The 16,039-nt window shown below is 70.3% G+C and carries 14 protein-coding genes; all 14 read left to right on the plus strand.

Annotation, left to right across the window (positions count from 1 at the left end; genetic code table 11):
- Position 1 precedes the first annotated feature (1 nt).
- Complete coding sequence (locus tag RALTA_RS18150; protein ID WP_012355346.1) at positions 2 to 892, plus strand: enoyl-CoA hydratase; 891 nt, start codon at positions 2 to 4, stop codon at positions 890 to 892.
- Positions 889 to 1,968: an NAD(P)H-dependent flavin oxidoreductase gene (locus RALTA_RS18155; RefSeq protein WP_012355347.1), complete on the plus strand. Its 1,080-nt coding sequence runs from the start codon at positions 889 to 891 to the stop codon at positions 1,966 to 1,968. Before RALTA_RS18150 ends, RALTA_RS18155 begins: the two co-directional genes overlap by 4 nt.
- A gap of 223 nt (positions 1,969 to 2,191) precedes the next feature.
- Positions 2,192 to 2,977, plus strand: coding sequence for an enoyl-CoA hydratase family protein (locus tag RALTA_RS18160; RefSeq protein WP_012355348.1), 786 nt, complete (start codon positions 2,192 to 2,194; stop codon positions 2,975 to 2,977).
- Positions 2,967 to 4,133, plus strand: coding sequence for an acyl-CoA dehydrogenase family protein (locus tag RALTA_RS18165; RefSeq protein ID WP_012355349.1), 1,167 nt, complete (start codon positions 2,967 to 2,969; stop codon positions 4,131 to 4,133). Before RALTA_RS18160 ends, RALTA_RS18165 begins: the two co-directional genes overlap by 11 nt.
- 19 nt (positions 4,134 to 4,152) lie before the next feature.
- Entirely contained in the window at positions 4,153 to 5,226 is a 1,074-nt protein-coding gene (locus RALTA_RS18170; RefSeq protein ID WP_012355350.1) for an acyl-CoA dehydrogenase family protein, read from the plus strand.
- A 30-nt stretch (positions 5,227 to 5,256) separates the two neighbouring features.
- Positions 5,257 to 6,408 carry an acetyl-CoA C-acetyltransferase gene (locus tag RALTA_RS18175; protein WP_041232700.1) on the plus strand — a complete coding sequence of 384 codons (1,152 nt, stop codon included), beginning with the start codon at positions 5,257 to 5,259 and terminating at the stop codon, positions 6,406 to 6,408.
- A 66-nt stretch (positions 6,409 to 6,474) separates the two neighbouring features.
- Entirely contained in the window at positions 6,475 to 7,350 is an 876-nt protein-coding gene (locus tag RALTA_RS18180) for an SDR family oxidoreductase (RefSeq protein ID WP_012355352.1), read from the plus strand.
- Positions 7,351 to 7,361: 11 nt separating this feature from the next.
- Positions 7,362 to 8,522 carry an acyl-CoA dehydrogenase family protein gene (locus tag RALTA_RS18185; protein ID WP_012355353.1) on the plus strand — a complete coding sequence of 387 codons (1,161 nt, stop codon included), beginning with the start codon at positions 7,362 to 7,364 and terminating at the stop codon, positions 8,520 to 8,522.
- Positions 8,519 to 9,721: an acyl-CoA dehydrogenase family protein gene (locus tag RALTA_RS18190; protein WP_012355354.1), complete on the plus strand. Its 1,203-nt coding sequence runs from the start codon at positions 8,519 to 8,521 to the stop codon at positions 9,719 to 9,721. Before RALTA_RS18185 ends, RALTA_RS18190 begins: the two co-directional genes overlap by 4 nt.
- Positions 9,718 to 10,521 carry an SDR family oxidoreductase gene (locus tag RALTA_RS18195; RefSeq protein ID WP_012355355.1) on the plus strand — a complete coding sequence of 268 codons (804 nt, stop codon included), beginning with the start codon at positions 9,718 to 9,720 and terminating at the stop codon, positions 10,519 to 10,521. The genes RALTA_RS18190 and RALTA_RS18195 overlap by 4 nt, the downstream gene beginning before the upstream one ends.
- Before the next feature lie 200 nt (positions 10,522 to 10,721).
- Entirely contained in the window at positions 10,722 to 11,177 is a 456-nt protein-coding gene (locus RALTA_RS18200) for a MaoC family dehydratase (protein WP_012355356.1), read from the plus strand.
- 15 nt (positions 11,178 to 11,192) lie between these two features.
- The gene (locus RALTA_RS18205; RefSeq protein ID WP_012355357.1) at positions 11,193 to 12,395 is read left to right on the plus strand and encodes an acetyl-CoA C-acyltransferase; all 1,203 of its coding nucleotides are present in this window, start codon (positions 11,193 to 11,195) and stop codon (positions 12,393 to 12,395) included.
- Between the two features lie 177 nt (positions 12,396 to 12,572).
- Positions 12,573 to 13,535 carry a WD40/YVTN/BNR-like repeat-containing protein gene (locus tag RALTA_RS18210; RefSeq protein ID WP_012355358.1) on the plus strand — a complete coding sequence of 321 codons (963 nt, stop codon included), beginning with the start codon at positions 12,573 to 12,575 and terminating at the stop codon, positions 13,533 to 13,535.
- A gap of 28 nt (positions 13,536 to 13,563) precedes the next feature.
- Positions 13,564 to 16,026, plus strand: coding sequence for an efflux RND transporter permease subunit (locus RALTA_RS18215; protein ID WP_012355359.1), 2,463 nt, complete (start codon positions 13,564 to 13,566; stop codon positions 16,024 to 16,026).
- Positions 16,027 to 16,039: the final 13 nt, after the last annotated feature.

Consider the following 16,039-nt stretch of genomic DNA (forward strand, 5'->3'; position numbering starts at 1 on the left):
CATGACATCGCCTGCCAACGAACCCATCAGCCTTGGTCCGAACGCCGAGGTGCTCTACCAGGTCGCCGACGGCATCGCCACGGTGACGATGAACCGGCCGCAGTTCCACAACGCGCAGAACTCGAAGATGACGTATGCGCTGGACGAGGCCTACCGGCGCGCCGCCGCCGACGACGCGGTCAAGGTGATCGTGTTGCGCGGCGCCGGCAAGCACTTCTCGGCCGGGCATGACATCGGCACGCCGGGGCGCGACATCAACGAGTCGTTCGAGCGCGCCTCGCTCTGGTACGACCACGTCGACAAGCCCGGCGGCGAGTTCCTCTATGCGCGCGAGCAGGAGGTCTACCTGGGCATGTGCCGGCGCTGGCGCGAGCTGCCCAAGCCCACCATCGCCATGGTGCATGGCGCCTGCATCGCCGGCGGGCTGATGCTGGCGTGGGTGTGCGACCTGATCGTGGCATCGGACGATGCCTTCTTTGCCGATCCGGTGGTGCGCATGGGAATTCCCGGCGTCGAGTACTTCGCGCATGCGTATGAGCTGCACCCGCGCATCGCCAAGGAATTCCTGTTCCTGGGCGAACGCATGGGCGCCGAGCGCGCAGAGCGCATGGGCATGGTCAACCGCGTGGTGCCGCGCGACGCGCTCGAGGACACGGTCTACGGCATGGCCGCCAAGGTCGCGCAGATGCCGCGGCTGGGGCTGACGCTGACCAAGCAGGCGGTCAACCACGTCGAAGACCTGCAGGGCAAGCGCACGGCGATGGATGCAGTCTTTGCCTGGCACCACTTCGCGCATGCGCACAACGAACTGGTCAGCGGCGACAAGCTGGGCGGCTACGACGCACGCGCGATGGCGGCGTCGCAGCGCACCGGCGGCGAGGACAAGGCATGAGCACCGCGAGCCTGCACACGGTGCTGTGCGACCTGCTCGGCTGCCGTTATCCGATCGTGCAGACGGCAATGGGTTGGGTCGCCGATGCGAAGCTGGTCGCCGCCAGCGGTAACGCCGGGGCTTTTGGCTTCCTGGCCGGCGCCACGATCCTGCCGGGCGACGTCGAGCGCGAGATCCTGCGCGTGAAGGCGCTCAGCGACCGGCCCTTCGGCATCAACTTCCACATGTTCCAGCCCAACGCAGAGGAAGTCATCGAGATGGCGATCCGCCACGGGCTGCGCGCGGTCAGCTACGGGCGCGGGCCGGACGCAAAGATGGTGGGCCGGCTCAAGGCCGCGGGCATCGTCTGCATGCCGACGGTGGGCGCCGCCAGGCACGCCGCCAAGGCCGTGGAACTGGGTGCGGACGTGGTCACGGTGCAGGGCGGCGAGGGCGGCGGCCATACCGGCGGCACGCCGACCACGCTGCTGCTGCCGCAAGTGCTGGACAGCGTCAGCGTGCCGGTGGTGGCGGCGGGCGGCTTCTTCGATGGCCGCGGGCTGGCCGCGGCGCTGGCGTACGGGGCGGCCGGCGTGGCGATGGGCACGCGCTTCCTGATGTCGGCCGAGTCGCCGGTGCCGGCGCAGACGCTGGAGCGCTACGTCAAGGTGCGTGACGCGGGGCAGATCCGCGTCTCGCTGGCGATCGACGGGCTGCCGCAACGGATGATCGACAACGACCTGCTGGTCGGACTGGAAAAGGCTGGCCCGCTGCGCCGCACGTGGCTCGCGCTTGCCGCCGCGCGCAAGTGGCAAGCGCGCACCGGCATGCGCAGCACGCAGCTGCTGGCGACCGCCTGGCGCGCGATGCGGGAGCAGGACTACAGCGCCGCGCAAACGCTGATGGCCGCCAACGCGCCGGTGCTGATCCAGCGCGCGATGGTGGAGGGGTGCCCGGATGAGGGCGTGTTGCCCAGCGGGCAGGCGGCCGCGGCGATCGGTGCGATCGAATCGTGCGAGCAGATCGTGGCGGGGATGGTCGGGCAGGCGCTGGCGCGGATGGAGGCGCTGGTTATGCGAGAGGCTGAGCTTCGTTGATGCGCCGGCCCTCTCCCCCAGCCCCTCTCCCGCAAGCGGGAGAGGGGAGCAAACCGGCGGCATGGGCAAGTGCCACATGCGTTCGGCATCCCGCCTGTGTACTCCCTCTCCCGCTTGCGGGAGAGGGCCGGGGAGAGGGCCGGGGAGAGGGCCGGCGTTTCCATCGCAGCGAGCCGCAAAAAGCCGACCCAACGCACAAACCAACATGACAGGCAAAGCCACCATGAACACGAACGACCAACCCTTCCACATCGACACCGCCAACGGCATCGCCGAGCTGGTGATCGACCACCCCCCCGTCAATGCGCTCGACAATGCCGGCTGGCATGCATTGGCCGAAGCCATCGACCGCCTCGGCACCGATCCCGCGGTGCGCGTGATCGTGCTGCGCGGCGAAGGCCGCGGCTTCTGCGCCGGCGTCGACATCAAGGAGCTATCGGCGCATCCGGAACGCATCGTCGGCGTCAATGCCGGCAACTACGCCACCTTCCGCGCCGTGCACCGCAATCCAAAGCCGGTCATCGTGGCCGTGCACGGCTTCGTGCTGGGCGGCGGCATCGGCATCTGCGGCGCGGCCGACATCATCGTGGCGTCGGCGTGCGCGCGCTTTGGCGTGCCCGAGATCGACCGCGGCGCCATGGGCGGCGGCGCGCACCTGCAGCGCATGTTCGGCGTGCAGAAGGTGCGGGCGATGTATTTCACCGGCGAGATGATCGACGCCGCGGAGGCCTATCGCCTGGGCGCGGTCGAGCGCGTGGTGCCGCGCGCCGAACTGCGCGACGCCGCCATGGCGCTGGCGCGCCAGATCGCCGCCAAGAGCCCCGCCATGCTGCAGCTGGCCAAGGAAGCGCTCAACGGCGTGGAAGACGGCAACCTGGAAGACAAGTACCGCTGGGAGCAGGGCTTCACGCTGCAGGCGTACATGAGCGCCGATTCCGGCGAGGCGCGCGCCGCCTTTGTCGAAGGCCGGGAAGCTTCTTTCGCACAGGGAGCGCGCGATGCAGCTTGAATACACCGACGCCCAGCGCGCCTTCCGCGCCGAGGTGCGCGACTGGATGGCCGCGCACGTGCCGCGCACACCGCTCGAAAGCTTCGACACGGAAGCCGGCTTCGCCCAGCACCGAGCCTGGGAAGCCACGCTCAACCAGGGCCGCTGGAGCATGGTCACGTGGCCGGCCGAGCTGGGCGGGCGCGGCTGCGACCTGATCGAATGGCTGATCTTCGAGGAAGAGTACTGGCGCGCCGGCGCGCCGATGCGCGTCAACCAGAACGGCATCTTCCTGTTGGGGCCGACGCTGATGGAATTCGGCACCGAGGCGCAGAAGGCGCGCTTCCTGCCGCGCATGGCCGCCGGCGAGCATATCTGGGCGCAGGGCTGGTCCGAGCCCAACGCCGGCTCCGACATGGCCGCGATCCGCTGCAGCGCGATCCGCGACGGCGATGACTATGTGATCAACGGCCAGAAGATCTGGTCGACGCGCGCGGTGTGGGCGGACTGGCTGTTCGGCCTGTTCCGCACCGACCCGGCGTCGACGCGCCACCACGGGCTGACCTTCGTGCTGGTGCCGCTGGATACGCCGGGCATCACTGTGCGGCCAATCCGCCAGCTCAACGGCCAGACCGGCTTTGCCGAGATCTTCTTCGACGACGTGCGCGTGCCGGTGGAAAACCGGCTGGCGGCCGAGGGCGCCGGCTGGCAGGTGGCGATGGCCACCGCCGGCTTCGAGCGCGGCCTGATGCTGCGCTCGCCCGCCCGCTTCCAGGAAACCGCGCGCGCGCTGGTGCGGCTGTACCAGGCCAACCGCGACGCCGCGGACCGCGACCCGTCGCTGCGCGAGGCGGTGCTGCGCGCGTGGATGGATGCCGAGGCCTACACGCTGTCCACCTACGCCACCGCGAGCCGGCTGGTAAAGGGCGGCCATATCGGCGCGGAGTCCAGCACCAACAAGGTGTTCTGGTCCGAGCTGGACATCCATATGCACGATACCGCGCTGGCCATCCTGGGGCAGGCCGCCGAAGTCGCGCCCGCCGGCCAGCCGCCGGGTTCGCTCGGCCACTGGCTGGACGGCTTCCTGTTCGCGCAGGCCGGACCGATCTACGCCGGCACCAACGAGATCCAGCGCAACATCGTCGCCGAGCGCCTGCTCGGCATGCCGCGCGCATGACGGCACCCGGGGAATAGACATGGATTTCGCATTGACCGAAGAGCAGGAACAGTTTGCCGAGGCGATCCGGCGCTTCCTGATGACCGAGATGACGCCGGAGCTGACGCGCGAGCTGTGGGCCACCGAGACCGGCCGCTCCGATGCGCTGTGGCGGCAACTGGCCGACCAGGGCATGACCGCCGTGATGGTGCCGGCGGGGCAGGGCGGGCTGGGGCTGGGCGAGCTCGAATGGGCGCCGCTGGCACAGGCATGCGGCTATTTCGCGCTGCCCGAGCCGCTGCTCGACACCGCGCTGGTGGCCGCCGGCCTGCTGCGCGATGCCCTCGCCGCCGCGCCCGACGCGGCAACGCGCGAGCGCTGCACCGCGCTGCTGGAACGCATCGCCGCCGGCGAGGCCCGCGTGGCGGTGGCGCATCCGCAGCAGCGACTGGTGGCCGACGCCCACGTCGCCGATGCCATCCTGTGCGCGCATCAAGGCGCCGTGCACCTGCTGCGGCCGGAGCAGGCCACGCTGACCGCGCGCACCGGCCTGGATCCCTCGCGCCGGCTGTTCGAGCTGGCGTGGACGCCAAGCGCCGAAACCGAGCTGGTGCCGGCCGGAGCTGGTGCCGGTCTCTGGGACGCGTCGCTGAACCGCGGCGCGCTCGGCGTGGCCGCGCAGCAGCTGGGCCTGACCCAGCGCATGCTCGACCTGGCGATCGACTACAGCGCGCAGCGCAAGCAGTTCGGCAAGGCCATCGGCGCCTACCAGGCGGTCAAGCACCTGCTGGCCGACGTGGCGATCCAGCTGGAGTTCGCCAAGCCGGTGCTGCTGCGCGCCGCCGCGGCGCTGGCGCATGGCCTGCCGCATGCCGGCCTGCATGTTTCGCATGCCCGCGTCGCCGCCGCGCGCTGCGCGTGGAGCGCGGCACGCCAGGCGATCCAGGTGCATGGTGCGATGGGCTACACCTGGGAGCTGGACCTGCAGATCTTCACCAAGCGCGCCTGGGCCCTGGCGGGAAGCTGGGGCGACCGCGCCTTCCACAAGGCGCGCCTGGGCGCGCACATCCTGGACGGCGAGCACGCGATCGGTGCCGGCGCCACCTTTGCCTGAATGGCCCGATTCCCGAGGAGACCAATGACCATGAAAGACGCCTATATCGTTGATGCCCTGCGCACGCCCACCGGGCGCCGCAAGGGCGGACTGTCGCACGTCCACGGGGCCGACCTGGGCGGCTTCGTGCTGGCCGAGCTGGTGCGCCGCAACGGCATTCCCCCGGAAGACTATGACGACGTGGTGTTCGGCTGCGTCGACACCATCGGTCCGCTGGCCGGCAATATCGCGCGCAGCGCCTGGCTGGCAGCAGGCCTGCCGCTGACCGTGCCGGGCGTGACGGTGGACCGCCAGTGCGGCTCGTCGCAGCAGGCCGTGCACTTCGCCGCGCAGGCGGTGATGAGCGGCACGCAGGACGTGGTGATCGCCGGCGGCGTGCAGACCATGACGCAGATCCCGATCTCGTCGGCGATGCTGGCCGGACAGGCGCTGGGCTTTGCCGACCCGTTCTCGGGCAGCAAGGGCTGGCAGGCGCGCTTCGGCGATGCGCCGGTATCGCAGTTCCACGCCGCGCAGCGCATTGCCGAGCACTGGAAGCTGTCGCGCGAGGCGATGGAGGCGTATGCGCTGGAGAGCCACCAGCGCGCGGCCGCGGCGATCGAGGGCGGCCGCTTCGCGCGCGAGATCGTGCCGTGCGAAGGCGTGACCCGGGATGAAACCCCGCGCCCCGATACCACGCTGGCGAAGATGGCGGCGCTGGAGCCGCTGATGCCGGGCAGCGCGCTGACCGCTGCCGTGTCCAGCCAGACCGCCGATGCCGCCGCCGCGCTGCTGATCGTTTCCGAGGACGCGCTCAAGCGCTACGGCCTGACGCCGCGCGCGCGCATCGCCCATATGAGCGTGCTGGGCGACGACCCGTTGTGGATGCTGACCGCGCCGATTCCGGCGACGAAGCGCGCGCTGGAGCGCAGCGGGCTGCGCATGGCCGATATCGACGTGGTCGAGATCAACGAAGCCTTCGCCTCGGTGGCGATGGCGTGGCTGGCCGAGACCGGCTACGCACCCGAGCGCACCAACCCCAATGGCGGCGCGATCGCACTGGGCCACCCGCTCGGCGCGACCGGCGCGCGCCTGATGACCACGCTGCTGCACGAACTGGAACGCACCGGCGGGCGCTATGGCCTGCAGACCATGTGCGAGGGCGGCGGGCTGGCCAACGTCACGATTATTGAACGGTTGTAAGTTCGTCGTTCCCGCCTGCGCGGGAATGACGGTCGCCATTTTTGCGTGATCGCAAGGAGTAGGGATATGGGTATCTGCGACGGACGCACCGTCATCATCACCGGCGCCGGCGGCGGGCTGGGCCGCGCCTATGCGCTGGCCTTCGGCGCAGAGGGCGCCAACGTGGTCGTCAACGACATCCGGCGCGACGCGGCCGAGGCCGTCTGCGTGGAGATCCGCGCCGCCGGCGGCAGTGCGCTGGCCAGCGATGACGACATCACCACGCTGGTCACCGCGCAGCGCATCGTCGATGCCGCGGTCGATGCCTATGGCGAAGTCCACGTGCTTGTCAACAATGCCGGCATCTGCCGCGACCGCATGTTCGTCAGCCTGACCGAGTCGGACTGGGACGACGTGATGCGCGTGCACCTGCGCGGCCACTTCTGCCTGGCCAACCTGCTGGCCCGGCGCTGGCGCGATGCCGCCAAGGCCGGCCGCGCGGTCGACGCGCGCATCATCAACACCAGCTCCGGCGCGGGACTGCAAGGCTCGGTGGGGCAGTCCAACTACGCCGCCGCCAAGGCCGGCATTGCCGCGCTGACGCTGGTGCAGGCCGCGGAGCTGGGCCGCTACGGCATCACCGCCAATGCGCTGGCGCCGGCTGCTCGCACCGGCATGACCGAAGATGTGTTCGCCGACATGATGAAGGCGCCGGAAGGCGGCTTCGACTACTACGACCCGGCCAACGTTGCGCCGCTGGTGGTGTGGCTGGGCAGCGCGGATTCCGCGCAAGTCAACGGCCGCATGTTCGAGGCGGCCGGCGGCATGGTGTCGGTGGCAGACGGCTGGCGCACCGGGCCGAAGGCCGACAAGGGCGGGCGCTGGCAACCGGCCGAAGTGGGGGCGGCGGTGGCAGGGCTGCTGGCGCAGGCGCAGCCGCCCCAGGCGGTGTACGGCAGCTGAGCGCGACGGCCATGGAATCCTCCAATTCCGTCGAATTCGGCGTCGAACACCAGATGGTCCGCGACAGCGCGCGCGACTACCTCGCCGCGCACAGCGATTCGGCGGCGGTGCGGCGCGTGACCGAGGCGGGTCCGGCTCACGACCATGCCCTGTGGCAAGCGATTGCGGGCGAGCTCGGCTGGTGCGGCATCGCGCTGCCTGAAGCCGTCGGCGGCGCCGGGCTCGGTGCGCCCGGGCTGGTGCTGCTGCAGGAGCAACTGGGCCAGCGGCTGGCGTGCGTGCCGTTCTGGTCGACGGCATGCGTGGCGGCGCCGTGGTTGCAGGGCAGCGTCGGCCACAGTGGACCGTGGCTGGAGCGGCTGGCCGCGGGCGAGTGCCACGCCGCGGCGGTGTTGCCGGATGACGGTGGCTGGCACTACGACGGCGTCCGCATCGCTGCGCAGGTCAACGCGAATGGCTTCGTCTTGCACGGCAGCGCCGCGCAGGTCGCCGATGCCGCTGGCGCTGACTGGCTGCTGGTGCCGGCGCGGCTCGACGATGGCGAACCGGCGCTGTTCCTGCTGGAGCCCGCCGCGCTCGCGCAGGATGCCCGCTTCGCGCTGGCGCCGCTGGACACGCTCGACCGCACGCGGCCGCTGGCGTCGCTGCGGCTCGACGGTCTGGCCGTTCCCGCCAGCGCCTGCCTGGCGCGCGGGGACGCCGCAGTGCAGGGGCTGGCCCAGGCGTGGTGGCACGGCAAGCTGATGCTGGCCGCCGAGCAGCTCGGCGCGGCCCAGCAATGCCTGGACCTGACCGTTGGCTATGCAGCGGAGCGCATCCAGTTCGGCCGCGCCATCGGCTCGTTCCAGGCGGTCAAGCACCGCTGCGCGCAGATGATGGTGGTGGTCGAAGCGGCGCGCTCCGCCGTGTATGGCGCGGCGCAGGCGTGGGAGGCGGCGGTTGTCGCCGAAGCGCGGCTCGAGATCTGCGCCGCGGCCGTCGCTGCGGACGATGCCCTGCGCTTCTGCGCACAGGAAGCCATCCAGCTGCATGGCGGGGTCGGCTTTACCTGGGAGTACGACCCCCAGCTCTATTTCAAGCGTGCGCAGGCGGCCGGCCAGTGGCTGGGCGGCGCCGGCGTCGCGCTTGCCTACATTGCCGACAACGGCCCGCAGGCATGGAGGACAGCATGAAAGCAAATGAAGAGTCGGCATTCCGCGCCGAGGTGGCGGCTTGGCTGGCCGGGAACCTGGCCGGCGAATTCGAATGCCTGAAACACCGTGGCGGGCCGGGCGATGAAGAAGCCTATCCCGAGCTGCGCAAGGCCTGGGAGCGGCGGCTGGCCGAAGGCGGCTGGACCGGGCTGGGCTGGCCACGCGCGCATGGCGGGCGCGACCTGCCGGTGATGCAGCAGGTGATCTTCCACGAGGAATACGCGCGCGCCGGCGGCCCGGGCCGCATGGGGCATATCGGCGAGGGGCTGATCGGCCCGACGCTGATCGCGTTCGGCACCGAGGACCAGAAGGCGCGGCTGCTGCCCGGCATCCGCAACGGCACCACGTTCTGGTGCCAGGGCTATTCGGAACCCGGCGCGGGCTCGGACCTGGCCAACGTGCGCACGCGCGCGGTGCGCGATGCCGCCAGCGGCGACTGGCTGGTCAGCGGGCAGAAGGTCTGGACCTCGCTCGCGCATGAATCCGACTGGATCTTCGTGCTGGCGCGCTGCGAGCCCGGCTCGCGCGGCAGCAAGGGCCTGATCTTCCTGATGCTGCCGCTGGACCAGCCCGGCATCGAGATCCGCCCGATCCGGCAGATGGGCGGCGGCGCCGAATTCAACGAGGTGTTCTTCGACGGCGCGCGCGCCGCGGCCGTCGACGTGCTGGGCGAGCCCGGCGACGGCTGGCGCATCGCCATGGCGCTGCTCGGCTTCGAGCGCGGCATCTCCACGCTCGGCCAGCAAATGCAGTTCACGCACGAGCTGGAATGGGTCGCGCAGGCCGCGCGCGACAACGGCAGCCACCGCGACGCGCTGGTGCGCCAGCGCATCGCGCGTGCCTGGGCCGGCCTGCGCGTGATGCGCGCCAACGCGCTGCGCATGCTGGCCGGCGCGGCGCAGGCGGGCCAGGACGGCGGCACCGCCTTGCAGCGCGAGGCACTGATCTACAAGTACTACTGGTCCAACTGGCACCGCGACCTGGGGCAGCTGGCACTGGACGTGCTGGGCCCGCTCGCCAACGTCTTGGATCCCGCCGACACGCGCCGCACCCGGCTGCAGCAGATGGCGCTGTTCTCGCGCGCCGACACCATCTACGCCGGCACCAACGAAATCCAGCTCAACATCATCGCCGAACGCGGGCTGGGCATGCCGCGCGAGGCCCGAGGACAGCCATGACCCTGCAGAACGACATTCCCGCCGCGCCGGCCTATGTGCCGGGCCATCAACTGCTCGCCGGCAAGAGCGTGCTGATCACCGCCGCCGCCGGCGCCGGCATCGGCTTCGCCGCCGCGCGCCGCTGCGCGGAGGAGGGCTGCCGCGCGCTGATGATCTCCGATATTCATCCCAAGCGGCTGGACGAGGCGGTCGAACGCCTGCGCGCCGAAACCGGCCTGCAGGCCATCCACGGCCAGCTGTGCGATGTGTCCGACGAAGCGCAGGTGCGCGCACTCGTGGCTGCCGCGGAAGAAGCACTCGGCGGCACCGACGTGCTGATCAACAACGCCGGCCTGGGCGGCTCGTGCCGCCTAGTTGATATGGACGATGCCGAGTGGTCGCGCGTGATCGATATTTCCCTCACCGGCACCTTCCGCATGACGCGCGCGATGCTGCCGCACATGCAGGCGCGCCGCCGCGGCGCCATCGTCAACAACGCCTCGGTGCTGGGCTGGCGGGCACAGAAGGAGCAGTCGCACTACGCCGCGGCCAAGGCCGGGGTGATGGCGCTGACGCGCTGCAGCGCGATGGAGGCCGCCGAGTTTGGCGTGCGCATCAACGCGGTGGCGCCGAGCATTGCGCTGCACGACTTCCTGAAGAAGTCGGCGCCGGCGGATTTGCTTCGGCAGCTGAGCGAGCGCGAGGCCTTCGGGCGCGCGGCGGAGGTGTGGGAGGTGGCCAATGTGATGGTGTTTCTGGCTAGTGACTATGCGTCGTATATGACGGGGGAAGTGCTGCCGGTGAGCAGTCAGAGGGCATAAGCAGCCGGTATGTGAAAGCACTGGCGCTTGCCGTCACCCCTCGCAAAAGCTCCCCTCTCCCGCGCGCGGGAGAGGGGTGGGGGAGAGGGCCGGAGCATCAACGAAGTAACGCGCGCCGGTATGCCAGCGCCTGCCCTCTCCCCCGGCCCCTCTCCCGCAAGCGGGAGAGGGGAGCAAACAAAGAAACCCAGGAAACAGCCATGCCAACAATCTTCCGCTGCGCCGAAGACATCCACGCCGCCGTCGGCCACCACCTCGGCGCCAGCGCCTGGACCCGCATCACCCAGCAACAGGTCGACCAGTTCGCCCATGCCACCGGCGACCACCAGTGGCTGCACGTCGACCCGGAGCGCGCCGCGCAGGGCCCTTACGGTGCCTGCATCGCGCATGGCTACCTGACGCTGGCGCTGGTCAACCAGTTCCTGCCGGAACTGGTCGCCGTCGAGGGCATGAAGTTCGGCGTCAACTACGGCTGCGACAAGGTGCGCTTCCCCGCGCCTGTGCGCGTCGGCGCGCGCGTACGCGGCGTGGGCGAGGTGGTGCGGGCCGAGACCCTGGATGGCGGCGTGCAGTCGGTGGTGCGCATGACCGTCGAGATCGAAGGCGAGCCCAAGCCCGCCTGCGTGGCTGAGACCATCAGCCGCTACTACTTCTGAACAGGAACCCACAGCATGAAAGACGCAGTCATCGTCGCCGTCGCGCGCACTCCCATCGGCAAGGCCTTCCGTGGCGCCTTCAACGATACCGAAGCCCCGGTGCTGGGCGGCCACGTGGTGCGCGCGGTGGTGGAGCGCGCCGGCGTGGACCCGGCCGAGGTCGACGATGTGCTGATCGGCGCGGCCGCGCAGCAGGGCACCCAGGGCTACAACCTGGGCCGCCTGAGCGCGGTGGCGGCGGGCCTGCCCGACAGCGTCCCGGGCATGACCATGGACCGCATGTGCGGCTCCGGGCTGATGACGATTGCGGCCGGTGCGCGCGCGATTCAATGCGGCGAGGCCGACATCATCGTCGCCGGCGGCGCCGAGTCGATCTCGCTGACGCAGAACAAGCACAAGAACAGCTATCGCGCCCAGTCCGAAGCGGTGCTGGCGCGCCAGCCGGCGGCCTACATGGCGATGATCGAAACCGCCGAGGTGGTGGCGCGCCGCTACGGCATCAGCCGCGCCGAGCAGGACGCCTACGCCTGGCGCAGCCAGCAGCGCACCGCGGAAGCGCAGCGGCGCGGCGCCTTCGATGACGAGATCGTGCCGCTGGAAACGCGCCGGGCGCTGTTCGACAAGGCCGGCGCACTGACCGGGCACGAGACCGTGCGGCTGGCGCAGGACGAATGCAACCGGCCCGACACCACCGCCGCCAGCCTGGAGGCGCTCAAGCCGGTCTGGCGCGGCGGCCAGGCCGTGGCCGAGGGCGAGCACATCACCGCCGGCAATGCCTCGCAGCTGTCCGACGGCGCCGCGGCGGTGCTGCTGATGAGCGCCGACGAGGCGCGCCGCCGCGGCCTGCGTCCGCTCGGGCGCTATCGCGGCATGGCGGTGACCGGCTGCGCGCCGGACGAGATGGGCATCGGCCCCGTGTTCGCGGTGCCCAAGCTGCTGGCGCGCCATGGCATGACGGTGGCCGACGTGGGCCTGTGGGAGCTGAACGAGGCCTTTGCCTGCCAGGTGCTGTATTGCCAGCAGAAGCTGGGCATCCCCGATGCGCGGCTGAACGTCAACGGCGGTGCCATCTCGATCGGTCATCCGTTCGGCATGTCGGGCGCGCGCATGACCGCGCACGCGCTGATCGAAGGCCGCCGCCGCGGCGTGCAGCAGGCGGTGGTGACGATGTGTATTGGGGGCGGTATGGGGGCGGCGGCGCTGTTCGACGTCTTGTAAAGAACCGCGGGTTTTCTCCCCTCTCCCATTTATGGGAGAGGGGCGGGGGAGAGGGCAGGAGCATCGACGAAGTGAAGTGCGTCGGTATGCCAGCGCCTGCCCTCTCCCCCGACCCCTCTCCCGCAAGCGGGAGAGGGGAGCAAACAAACAACATCACTCCAACCCGGAGGAGACATCATGAAACGACTGATCGGCATCGCCATGTCGCTGGCCGTGCTGGCCACCGCGGTATGGGCCTTCGCGCCGCGTCCGCTGCCGCCGTTCCCGGCCACCGCGCTGCGCCCGGACGGCCTGCAGGTCAACGGCATCGCCCGCGCCGGCGAGCGCCTGGTGGCCGTGGGCGAGCGCGGCAAGATCCTGCTCAGCGATGACCTGGGGCGCAGCTGGCGCCCGGCAGCGGTGGACAAGCCGCAAGGCGCCACGCTGACGCAGGTAGCCTTTGCCGACAGCCGCCGCGGCATCGCGGTCGGGCACAGCGGCCAGATCCTGCGCACCGAAGACGGCGGCGCGCACTGGCAGCAGGTCGCGTTCGATCCGGAATCGTCGGATCCGCTGCTGGGTGCGCTGGCGCAGGCCAGCGGGCCGTGGTTCGCGGTGGGCAGCTTCGGCCGTTTCCTGGTGTCGCGCGACCAGGGCCGGCACTGGGAAGAGGCCGGCGGCAAGGCCATGCAGGACCGCCACCTCAACGCCATCGCCAGCGACGGGCAGGGGCGGCTGATGCTGGTCGGCGAGGCCGGGCTGGTGCTGCGCTCGAGCGACGGCGGCAGCCAGTGGGAGCCGGTCAAGACCCCTTATGAAGGCTCGCTGTACGGCGTGCTGCCGCTGCGCGACGGCGCCTGGCTGGCCTACGGCATGCGCGGCAACGCCCTGCGCAGCGAAGACTTCGGCACCACCTGGCGCGCGGCGGACACCGGCCTCAGGACCTCGTTCTTCGGCGGCGCCGAGCTGCCAGATGGCCGCATCGTGCTGGCCGGGCAGGGCGGCGTGCTGGTGATGTCCGCCGACGGCGGACGCCGCTTCTCGGTGCTGCCGGCCGGCAGCCCGCAGACCCTGGCCGCGCTGGCAGCCACCGGCAAGGACACGCTGGCGCTCGGCGGCAATGGCGGCCTGGCCGGCGCCACGCTCGCCGCCAATCCCTGAACCCGACCGACCGGACGCGAGAACCATCATGACCCGCCCCCAATCCTCCGGCCGCCTGGGCCGTTTCGTCGACGCCTGCGCCGGCGTGCTGATGCACCGGCGCCGCATGCTGCTGTGGCTGTGCCTGGCCGTGACCGTGGCGCTGGGCTGTTCCGCCACGCGGCTGCGGCTCGATCCCGGCTTCAACAAGATGATCCCGCTGCAGCACCCGTACATGCAGGTGTTCACTAAGTACGCCAGCACCTTCTCCGGTGCCAACACCGTGCTGGTGAGCCTGCGCTGGAAGGGTGACGGCGACATCTACAACGCCGCCTTCATGGACAAGCTGCGCCACGCCACCGATGAAGTGTTCTTCATCCCCGGCGTGGACCGCTCGCGCGTGTTCTCGCTGTTCACGCCCAACGTGCGCTACACCGAGGTTACCGAAGCCGGCTTCCGCGGCGACGTGGTGGTGCCGGGGCGCTTTTCCGGCGCACCGGACGAGCTCGACAAGGTGCGGCGCAACGTGGCCCGTTCCGGCCAGATCGGCCGGCTGGTCAGCAATGACCTGAAGTCCGCGCTGATCCGCGCGGAACTGCGCGAGACCGACCCGGCCACCGGCAAGACCATCGACTACGGCTCGGTGGCCCGCCAGTTGGAGAAGATCCGCGCGCAGTTCGGCGGCACCGATGTCGAAGTCAACATCGTCGGCTTCGCCAAGCTGGTGGGCGATGTCGAGGACGGCATCGCCGGCGTGATGGGCTTCTTCGCGCTGGCCTTTGCCGTGACGGCGCTGCTGCTGTGGCTGTACACGCGTTCGCTGCGCATCACCGCGCTGGCGCTGGTGGTGGCGCTGCTGCCGGTGGCCTGGCTGCTGGGGCTGCTGCCGCTGCTGGGCTACGGCGTCGATCCGATGTCGATCCTGGTGCCGTTCCTGATCTTCTCGATCGGGGTCTCGCACGCGGTGCAGATGACCAATGCGTGGAAGCAGGAGGTGGCGCAGGGGCATGGCCCGCTAGACAGCGCCAGCGCGGCCTTCCGCAAGCTGTTCATTCCCGGCACCGTGGCGCTGCTGACCAATGCGCTGGGCTTCATGGTGATCATGCGCATCGAGATCGATATCGTGCGCGAGCTCGGCATCACCGCCTGCCTGGGCGTGCTGCTGATGATCGTGACCAACAAGGTGTTCCTGCCGATCCTGCTGTCGTACACGCGGCTGGAGCCGTCGGCGCTGGCGCGGGCAACACGCGCAGCGCACGCAACGGGACAGGGCAGCCTGTGGCAGAAGTTCGGCGCGCTGGCGCGCCCGGCGCCGGCACTGGGCGTGTTCGTCGCGGCGCTGGCGCTGCTGGCCTGCGGCGCGATCGAATCGCGCAACCTGAAGATCGGCGATGTCGGCACCGGCGCGCCGGAGCTGCGCGCGGATTCGCGCTATAACCGCGACAGCGCCAGCATCGTCAGCCAATACAACATCGGCTCGGATGCGCTGACCGTGGTGGTCGAGCCCACCGGCTTCGACGATGGCTGCCTGCACTACCCGGTCATGAGCGCGGTGGAGCGCTTCGAGATGCATATGCGCGGCGTGTCCGGCGTGCAGTCGGTGGTCAGCGTGTCGTCGCTGGCCAAGGTGGTGATCGGCGCCTACAACGAGGGCAATCCGCGCTGGGAGGCGCTGCCGCGCAACAGCGCGGGCCTGAGCCAGGGCGCCAAGGCCTTCGACCCGGACAACGGCATGAATACGCCCAACTGCCAGGCGATCCAGGTGCTGATCTACACCGCCAACCACGAAGGCGCGACCATCGCCCACATCATCCGCGAGATCCGCCGCTTCGAGGCCAGCGACAAGACCCCGAACGTGGCCTTCCGCCTGGCGGGCGGCAATATCGGCGTGATGGCGGCGACCAACGAGGCGGTGGAAGAAGCCGAGGTGGCGATGCTGCTGGCGATCTTCGGCGCAATCACGCTGCTGTGCCTGCTGACGTTCCGCTCTTGGCGCGCGGTGCTGTGCATCATCGTGCCGCTGACGCTGGTGTCGGTGCTGTGCAATGCGCTGATGGCGCGCCTCGGCATCGGGCTGAAGGTGTCGACGCTGCCGGTGATCACGCTGGGCGTGGGTGTCGGCGTGGACTATGGCATCTACCTGTACGAGCGCATCCAGCACCAGATCCGCGAGGAAGGGCAGGCGCTGCCGCAGGCCTTTGCCGAGGCCATGCGCCAGCGCGGCTCGGCGGCGCTGTTCACCGCGCTGACGATGTGCATCGGCGTGGGCACGTGGGCCTTTGCCGCGCTCAAATTCCAGGCCGACATGGGCATCCTGCTGGCGTTCATGTTCCTGGTGAACCTGTTCGGCGCGGTGTCGCTGCTGCCGGCGCTGGCGGCATGGCTCGGCGTGGAGCAGGAAGAGCGGGCCCGCGCCCGCGGCGCGGCCGCCCGGCCGGCCGGGGCTGCCACCGCGGCCGAGTCGAGGCCGGTGGCGCATGGCCTGGAGTCCCTGAAGTCAGACACGGCCTGAACGCCGTAACCGG

The organism is Cupriavidus taiwanensis LMG 19424 (assembly GCF_000069785.1).
Lineage (GTDB): Bacteria > Pseudomonadota > Gammaproteobacteria > Burkholderiales > Burkholderiaceae > Cupriavidus > Cupriavidus taiwanensis.